The sequence below is a fragment of the Pelomonas parva genome (assembly GCF_043555835.1).
Taxonomy (GTDB): Bacteria; Pseudomonadota; Gammaproteobacteria; order Burkholderiales; family Burkholderiaceae_C; genus Pelomonas; species Pelomonas parva.
The window spans coordinates 384,390-392,953 of sequence record NZ_JBIGHV010000006.1; the positions used below are offsets into that span (position 1 = coordinate 384,390).

An 8,564-nucleotide genomic window follows, 5' to 3' on the forward strand; every position below is an offset into this window, starting at 1 on the left:
TAACGCGTCCCTGATTCATGGAACAGGAAGCCCCTGCCATGCCGGGCTGAGCGAATCTCCAGAATCCGGCCCCTTGTGAAGCAGCGTCAAGAAGCTGCGCAGCGAGGGAGGCGTTGTGAAGTTCGCGTTGCTATGCGCGAGGCGGCTGGGCATCGGCATTGCGGGTGCCTTGCTGCTTGCGTCAAGTCATGCTCAGGATCGCCGGGATGCACTCGATGCCCTGGAGCGTGAGCGCACGCAGCAGATCCGCGATGCGCAGATGCGCGCCGCGCCGCAGTGGGCGGGGCCGCAGGGCTTCACCTGGCTGGAGCCGGTGGCGGGCGAGGCTCCGTGCTTCCCGCTCCAACGGGTGCAGTGGCAGGGAGCGCCCCGCGCGCTGGATGAAGCGCCGCAGGATCTGCGCTCCTTTGCAGGCGCCTGTCTCGGTGCGCAAAGCATCGAGCGCCTGCGCCAGAACCTGCAGGCGCGGCTGGTGGGCCTGGGCTATGTGACGAGCCGCCTCAGCCTGCCGCCCCAGAACCTGGCCGATGGCGTCTTGCGCCTTCAGGTTCACCTCGGGCGGGTCACCCGCATCGACCGGCGCGGCCCGGCCCAGGCGATCAGCCGCAATGCGCTGGCCGTGCGGCCCGGGGATGTGCTGAACCTGCGCGACATCGAACAGTCGCTCGAAAACGCGGGCCGGCTGCCCAGCCAGGCGGCCCAGGTGCAGATTGAAGCGGCCGACACCGAGGGTGGCAGCGTGCTGGTGTTCGCCGCCGCCGAGCGGCGTCGCTGGCGCATTGCGCTTGGCGCCGACAACGCCGGCACGCGCGACTACGGCCGCTGGCAGGTCTCGGCCCACATGGTGCTGGACGCGCCGCTGGGCTTGTCAGATCAGTTGACTGCCTATGTGGCCGGCACGCCCGAACGTAGCGAACCGTTCCAGCGCACCGGCATGCTGAGCTACAGCATCCCCTGGGGCTACCACCTGTTCAGCCTCAACGCCACGCGCAGCGAGCACGCCCAGCCCATCGCGGGCCTGTCCACCACGTTCAGCCAGAACGGCCACGACAGCAGCTGGCAGGCGCGCTGGCAGTGGACAGCCTGGCGCAGCGCCACGACCCGCTGGGCTGTGTGGGCGGGCGCCACCGTGCGCCGCACGCGCAACTACATCGACGACGTGGAGCTGCTGCTGCAGCGGCGCAACCTGCGATCCAACGACTGGGGGGTCAACGGCTGGTGGCGGCACGCCTTCGGCGAGTTCCAGCTCGACTATGAGCAGGGCATCGGCTTGCGCCAATCGCTCGGCGCCGACTTCGCCATCGATCCGCCGCCGCTGGCCCACACCGGCCGAGCCCAACTGGCCTGGCAGCGCAACGTTGGCCAGTGGCGGCATGAGGTGCGACTGGCCTGGGCCGGCGTGCGCGACCCCGCCAGTGGCGCCGACCTGCAGGCGCTGGGCTCACGCTGGACGGTGCGGGGCTTTGACGCACGCGGCCTGCTCAGCGGCACCGAGCAGCTCACGCTTAAGCAGGACCTGCGGGCGCCGGGCTTCGAATGGCGCGAGGGCTGGGCGCTGCAGCCCTACCTGGCACTCGATGTGGGCCGCGTGGCGGGCGGAGCGCCGGCCGGCCGCACGCTGGCCGGCATGGCGTCGGGTGTGCGCTTGCAGGTGGGCGGCCTGTCCGGTGACGTGGCCTTTGCCGCGCCGTTGCACAAGCCCAGAGGTTTCGACGCGGCGGGCGCCGTGCTGTATGCCAGTTTGAATTTCAACTACTGACCCAGGGAGAGCTATGTTCAAGACGACAAGCAGCGCGACCAGAACGCGCATTGCACAAGCGGTGATGCTGCTGGCGGGCCTGAGCGCTTGGCCGGTAGCGCAGGCTCAGACGGCTGCTGACCCGAATGCACCGGCCGGCCGCAAGCCCGTGGTGGATGCCGCCGGCAATGGCGCCAGCGTCGTGCACATCGCGCCCGCCAATGGTTCCGGCGTGTCGCACAACCTGTTCACGCAGCTCAATGCCGGCACCGCTGGCGTGGTGCTCAACAACGCTGTGAGCGCAGGCAACTCGCAATTGGCGGGCGCCATCGGTGGCAACGTCTTGTTCGGTGGCAACCCGGCCGCGCAGGCCCGGCTGATCGTCAACGAGGTGACCAGCACGGCCGCCAGCACGCTGGCCGGCGGCATCGAGGTCTACGGCACGCGGGCGGATGTCGTCATCGCCAACCCCAACGGCATCACCTGCAACGGTTGCGGCTTCATCAACACCGGCCGGGCCAGCCTGGTCAGCGGCCGGCCGCTGGTGGGCTCGACGCTGGATGGCTTCTCCGTCAACGCAGGCACGGTGACCATCGGCGCAGGCGGCCTGAACGGCGGCGACCTGGCATCGCTGGATCTCATCGGCGGCGCCGTGCGGCTGGATGGCAACGTCAACCTGCCGTCGGGCGCCATCTATGCCGTGGCGGGCCCGAACCAGGTCAGCTACTCGACGCTGGCCGCCACGCCCCAGGGGCGCGCCGGCGCCAGCCCGGGCACGTCCATCGACATCGGCGCAGCAGCTGGCATGCGTGCCAACCAGATCTATCTGCTGGCCAACGAGCAAGGCCCCGGCGTCAACATCCGCGGGCAGGTCGAAGCCGGCAGCGGTGGACTGACGCTGGACGCCGCCGGCAACCTGTTCTTCAGCGGCACCCTGAAGACCAGCGGCGCCGGGGCGGCCGTCGTCAGCAGTGCCGGCGTTTCTGCCACGGGCAGCATCGATGCCACAGGCCTGGCGCTCGTGCAATCGTCGGGCGGGCTGTCCTGGAGCGGTGGCGCCATCAAGGGCAGCGATGTGATGCTGGCAGCCGCCGGCGCCCTGACGACGACGGAGCTGTCGCTCCAGGGCAGCGGTGACGTGCGGCTCAACAGCAGCGGTGAACTCACGCTGCAGGCGGGCAGCGTGAAGGCCGGCGGCTTGGTCGCCGCAACGGCCACGGGCGACCTGACCTTCACGCCCAGCTCCAGCAGCAGCCGCGTCGTCGACGGCGGCACCACGCGCGACACCACCCGCTTCACCCGCACCACCGTGGATGCGGGCGGCTCGGTGGCCTTGCAGTCCACCGGCGGCATCGTCACGCTGGACGGCGCGCAGATGCAGGCCGGCGGCAGCATCGCCGTCCAAGGCCTTGGCGTCGCCCTGCTGGCCCGCAAGGATCTGACCAAGGAAACCACGGTCAACGGCAACACCACGCTGAAGCCCACGACCGAGAACCTGGTGCAGGCCCGCCTCGTCGCCGACGGCGACATCGCGCTGCTGGCCTCGGGCTCCGGCGCTGACCAGGGCAAGCTGTTCATGACCGGGGCCAAGGTCGAGTCCAACAACGGCCACGTCTCCCTGCTGGCCGCCAAAGACCTGGACGTCGCCCACGACATCACGACCGACACCACCTACGAGCGCTTCTACGAGGTCAAGCGCAGTTGGTTCAGCAAGAAGGTCACCGACATCACCAAGACCAGCCTCGCGGAGACCGCCAACCCCAGCGAGATCGGCGGCCGCTCGGTCAGCCTGGGCGCGGGTGGCAACCTCAATGTCGTGGGCAGCATCGTCATGGCCGATGGCGCCGTGGGCCTGCATGCCGACCAGGACCTCAACCTGCTCGCCACGCAGGAGGCCAGCTACGCATACGAGTCCCGCGCAGTGAAGAAGAGCGGCATCTTCGGCAACGGCGGCTTGAGCATCACCATCGGCTCCAAGAGCCGCACCGACATCACGCAGAGCCAGGAGACCCGCCAGGCCAGCACCAGCGTGGGCAGCCTGGCCGGCGACGTGCTGGCCACGGCCGGCGGCAGCTACCTGCAGATGTCCAGCGACATCACCGCGCCCCAGGGCGACGTGCACCTGGCAGCGCAGAACATCACGCTGCAGAGCAACAACAACACCCGCAGCGTGCTCAACATCGTGCGCGAGCGGCAAAGCGGCCTGACGCTGGCCGCCACAAGTACCCTTGTCAATTCACTGCAGACGGTGGACGAGATGGCCCGCGTGGCCAAGCGCACGCAGAGCGGCCGCTACCAGGCCATGGCCCTGCTCACCAGCGGCCTGACGATCTACAACAACTACACCAGCTTCGCCAACCTGCTGCAGGCCGACACCCTGGCGGGCGCGGCAACGGCCGGCGGCTGGAGCTTCAGCGCCAGCATCGGCGCCAGCGCGAGTGACTTCGAAAGCCTCAGCAAAACCAGCACACCGGTCGAGTCGAGCATCAACGCCGGGCGCAACGTCAGCCTGACGGCCACCGGCACCGGCGACGCGGGTGACATCAACCTGATCGGCAGCCGCGTCATCGCCAGCGACAACCTCACGCTGCGTGCCACGCGCGACATCACGCTTGCTGCGGCCGTGGGTCGCGACACCGAGCAAACGAAGCGCACCAGCAGCTCGGCCTCGGTCGGCATCAGCGTGGGGTACAACGCCAGCGGCGCTGGCGTCAGTCTCAACCTGGCCGCCAGCCGCTCCAACGCCTGGAGCAATGGCTGGGGCACCACCTTCTACGACAGCGAACTGACCGCCGGCAAGCTGCTCGATGTGAGCAGCGGGCGGGACTGGAGCCTGGCCGGAGCCAAGGCCACCGGCCAGACCGTACTGGCGCGCGTGGGCACCAGTGGCAGCGGCAACCTCAGCCTCGTCAGCCCGCAGGACGAATCGTTTTACCAAGCCAAGGAGCAGAGCTACGGCATCAACGTCAGCATCCCCATCTACGGCGGCGGCAGCGCCCCGCCCAGCCTGGGGCTGAACGCCAGCCAGCTCAAGCTGCTGGCAGAGTACGAATCCATCAAGCAGCAAAGCGCCATCGTGGCCGGCACGGGTGGCTTCGACGTGCGCGTGAACGGCCACACCCATCTCAAGGGCAGCGCCGTCGCCAGCAAGGCAGCCAGCAACTACTTCGAGACGCAGACATTCACCCACGAGGACGTGGTGAACCGTGATGTGGCCAGCGGCAGCAGCTGGAGCGTGGGGCTGATGGTGACCGGACCCAGCGGCAACGTGCCGGGCACAGACAAGCAGTACTTTCCCGGCACCAAGCCTGGCATGGGCGGCTCGGCCGTTGGCTATGCGCGGCTCAACACCAACCAAACCTTCACCACCCGCAGCAGCATTGCCGGCGGGGTGAACCTCACGCGCCAGGACCTGCAGGCGATCCGGGCAACCGCCGAGCGCGCCCCGCTGGACGCGCAACTTGTCAGCAAGCAGGCGCAACTGGATGAGCTGCTGGCCTACGAGCCCCCGCCCTGCAACGGCTGCGCCTACAGCGACCCGCAGTCCGTGCCCGTTGTGCGCGATGAGCTGAAGACGCAGTCCACCGAGGTGTCGCCGCCCAAGCTCCGCAGTGCCAGCACGGTCAGCGCCAAGCCGGTGTTGGGCGGTGATGAGGGCGTTAGCCAAACGGCGTGGGACCCGTTTGGCTACAACCCCGATTGGCTGGCGTGGCAGCAAGCCGTGCAAGCCCTGCGCGACGACATCTCGGCGCTGGTCGTCCGCATCATGGCGGTTGAGGCCAGGAACCTGGACGGCAGCACGCTCAGCACCAGCCCCAACGGGCTGCACCAGCCGCTGCTGCACACCTTCGACAAGGGCAAGGCGACGCAGGAGCTGCGGGACGGCGTGGCGGTGACTGCGGCGTTTGGGGAGGCGGCGTACAAGACGGCGGGGGACTACGCAGAAGGACAGTACAAGTCGGCGTTGGCGGCCTGTCCGGACACGAACAACTGCGTGGCGGCGGACCGGTGGAAGGACGGTGGTGTGTATCGCACCGCGTTGCACATGGCCATCGGCGGCATCTCCTTCGGCACGCCGGGCGCCACCGGCAACCTCGCCGGCGGCCTGGCGCTCAATGCGATGGACCAGGTCATCACCAGCCTGGGCATCACGGACCCGACGGCGATCAACACGTTGAAGAACCTGGCGGTGACGGTGGCAGGGGCCGGCGTTGGCGGTACAGCCGGGGCGGCGGCGGCGTTCAATGCGGATGCGAATAATCGGCAGCTGCATCCTAGAGAGATTGATTGGATCAAAAAATATAAGGCTGCATTCGCTAATACTTACGGAATCAGCGAAGAGGAGGCGGAGAGGCGGCTCGCAGGTCAGGCTTTTCGGCAGGTACAGTTTGGCGCTGCCGGCGAATGGGACATGGCTGCATCCCAGTTTTTGAGCAATGCTACGCGAAGCGGGGCGGCCTTACCTGGCGACCAAAACATTCCGGGCATGGGTGATGGATACATGTTTTATGCAACGCCGGAGCAGCGGGTCAATGCGGCGATTTATTTGAAGACGCTGGGGGACAAACCGGAAGTTAGGGATTTTTACGCAAGAAACAATATATCAATTCCGACTATTCTCGACATTGCGAATGCTGCTGCGAGTGACGCGGCTGGGAGAAATTCAGTAGCAAAGTACACTGTCAATGCTGCTGTTGCAGCAGGTGTCTTGACGCTATCGCCACTATTTGCACCACTAGCCGTAGAGGCGGCAGCATTCTATAAAAATCCAGTTGCGTATTGCACGAACAAACCACAAGCGTGCCTCGCTGTTACGGAGACGCTGGGTTGCGCTGCTGCAGGGGCGGCGTGCCCAGTTGGTTCATTGAGTGGCCAGCTTACGGCTAGCGCGAATGTTGCAAAAAGTGCGATCGCAGCAACACCAAAGGCTTTGGGTATTGGTGAGACGTTGGGGGTAGGGTGGTCTGTCAAATTTCCGCGCGGTGTCGGTGCGGCATATGGCGAACTTCCAGCCGGTTATGTACAAGTGTCCAGATGGGTTAATGTCGACGAAATTCCGCTTTGGTTCGCAACTGGAGGAACGGCTATTCCAAACGGTTTGGGTGCGGGCGGAAGGGTTTACGTAACGACGTTAGGGGCTGCCAAGCCCGGTGGAACGGGCCCGGTTCGAATTGACTTCGCCGTGCCGGGCGGCGCGTTGCAAACCGGTGGCAACGACATGTGGAAGCAAATATTGCAGCCAATTCAAAGTACGCCCATATACAATATGCGGGTTCACATTCCTGCAGGCACAATTATTCCAGGTGGCTGATAATGAATTTTGTTGATATTCCAGATGATTATTCGGTTGTGGTTCAGGCCCATGCGCTGGCGCGATGCGGGGCGAATGCGCAGTGGCTTCGGGAGGAATTTGGTCCAGTTTCAATTTCGGAAGCCTATGGGATTTTTGTAATTGGACCATTATTTGGTGGTGAGGTTTGCGAAAATATTGGCTCAAAGCTTGAGCAGATCGGCATGCGCTTCTTTGACGACTTTTTCTACGCTGACTTTGTTTTGCCTCAGTGGTGTCGGATGAGTGTTCGCCACACCGCGGCCGCTAGCTGATTGTTCGGCGGCGTCCTCACTGGACGGGTGCTGGCCGCCGCCAAGGGCCTGGACCTCGCCAACGACATCACCTCCGGGCGCTTTTACGAGGTCAAGCGCCGCTGGTTCAACAAGCGCGTCACCGACATCACCAGCACCCAGGAGACCCGCCAGGCCAGCACCAGCGTGGGCAGCCTGGCCGGCGACGTGCTGGCCACGGCCGGCGGCAGCTACCTGCAGATGTCCAGCGACATCACCGCGCCCCAGGGCGACGTGCACCTGGCAGCGCAGAACATCACGCTGCAGAGCAACAACAACACCCGCAGCGTGCTCAACATCGTGCGCGAGCGGCAAAGCGGCCTGACGCTGCCCTACAGCACGTTGGCGGAACTACACAGTCGGACCTGCAAAATTCCGAATCTCCGGTTCAAGCGATCGTGGCGAGCTCGTGGGTCCATCGGCGCAGTGGCGATGAGGATGTGATTCCGATGTGTGGACGGTGCTGTGGCTTGTCGTGAGCGCGCAAGCCGCCCACGAAGCCTGTGAGCTGGTTCGCGCATAGGGTCATCAGGGCCAAAAAAACATGCTTCAGCCCGCTGGCGCAGAGCTGGCGCAGCAGCGCCCGCATCAGCCAACGGATGTTGAACCCGGCCGCGCACAACACCGCGTGCAGCGCGTCGCCCTCGCTGCCCTTGAGCCAGCAGCGCTGCATGCCGTGGTCCTGCTTGGTGTGCCCGATCAGCGGCTCGATCGCTTGGCGCCGCTTGAGCCAGCGCTTTTGCTCCTGGCTGAGTGACTTGTACTTGCCCCGGTGGACCAACGCCACGGGCGCGATCTCCTGGTCCACGCCGCGATAGCCCAGATCGACGACCGCGACCTTCGGAGCCACGCCGATGTCTTGCAACAGGGCGCCGGTCTGTTCCAGCTGGGCGGCCAGCGTGTGACCGTCGAACGGGTTGCCGGGGAAGGACCTGGCCCCCACCATCAGCCCGCTCTTGTGCGTGACTGCCAGGCTGACCTTGACGCCGAACTCGTAGGGCTTCCTGGCCTTGCCCTTGCCGATGCACTCGACTTCTGGCGCGTGCAGCGCGTAGAGCTTGTTCTTGTCGTTGGGGCGTTGGGCGTGGATACGCTCGGCGCGCTGCAGCCACACGTCGAGCTGCGCCTGCACGGCCTGGGAGAGCGTCGTCATCTTGCGCCGCACCTCGCGCAGCAGCACCCCGAGGATGGTGCGCTGGCGGCG

Annotated in this window: 5 protein-coding genes; 4 read left to right on the forward strand and 1 reads right to left on the reverse strand. The window is 66.0% G+C overall.

Features of this window, described 5'->3' with window-relative positions; translation table 11 throughout:
* Nucleotides 1-115 precede the first annotated feature (115 nt).
* Genes ACG00Y_RS18380 through ACG00Y_RS18395 form a run of 4 tightly spaced genes read left to right on the forward strand, consistent with a single transcriptional unit; the run spans nucleotide 116 to nucleotide 7,804 of the window.
* Complete coding sequence (locus ACG00Y_RS18380) at nucleotides 116-1,759, forward strand: ShlB/FhaC/HecB family hemolysin secretion/activation protein (protein ID WP_394481323.1); 1,644 nt, start codon at nucleotides 116-118, stop codon at nucleotides 1,757-1,759.
* Nucleotides 1,760-1,772: 13 nt separating this feature from the next.
* Nucleotides 1,773-7,049: a hemagglutinin repeat-containing protein gene (locus ACG00Y_RS18385; protein WP_394481325.1), complete on the forward strand. Its 5,277-nt coding sequence runs from the start codon at nucleotides 1,773-1,775 to the stop codon at nucleotides 7,047-7,049.
* A gap of 2 nt (nucleotides 7,050-7,051) precedes the next feature.
* Nucleotides 7,052-7,342 carry a hypothetical protein gene (locus ACG00Y_RS18390; protein WP_394481326.1) on the forward strand — a complete coding sequence of 97 codons (291 nt, stop codon included), beginning with the start codon at nucleotides 7,052-7,054 and terminating at the stop codon, nucleotides 7,340-7,342.
* Nucleotides 7,343-7,804 carry a hypothetical protein gene (locus ACG00Y_RS18395; RefSeq protein WP_394481328.1) on the forward strand — a complete coding sequence of 154 codons (462 nt, stop codon included), beginning with the start codon at nucleotides 7,343-7,345 and terminating at the stop codon, nucleotides 7,802-7,804.
* On the opposite strand, the gene ACG00Y_RS18400 is transcribed toward ACG00Y_RS18395, so the two are convergent.
* The coding region (locus ACG00Y_RS18400) for a transposase (RefSeq protein ID WP_394481330.1) at nucleotides 7,749-8,564 on the reverse strand (816 nt) is incomplete at its 5' end. The two genes, ACG00Y_RS18395 and ACG00Y_RS18400, sit on opposite strands and share 56 nt — an antisense overlap.

Bases quoted from the DNA above. Each gene is read 5' to 3' on its own strand.
- ACG00Y_RS18390 (WP_394481326.1), top strand. From the start codon at position 7,052: ATGAATTTTGTTGATATTCCAGATGATTATTCGGTTGTGGTTCAGGCC.
- ACG00Y_RS18385 (WP_394481325.1), top strand. From the start codon at position 1,773: ATGTTCAAGACGACAAGCAGCGCGACCAGAACGCGCATTGCACAAGCG.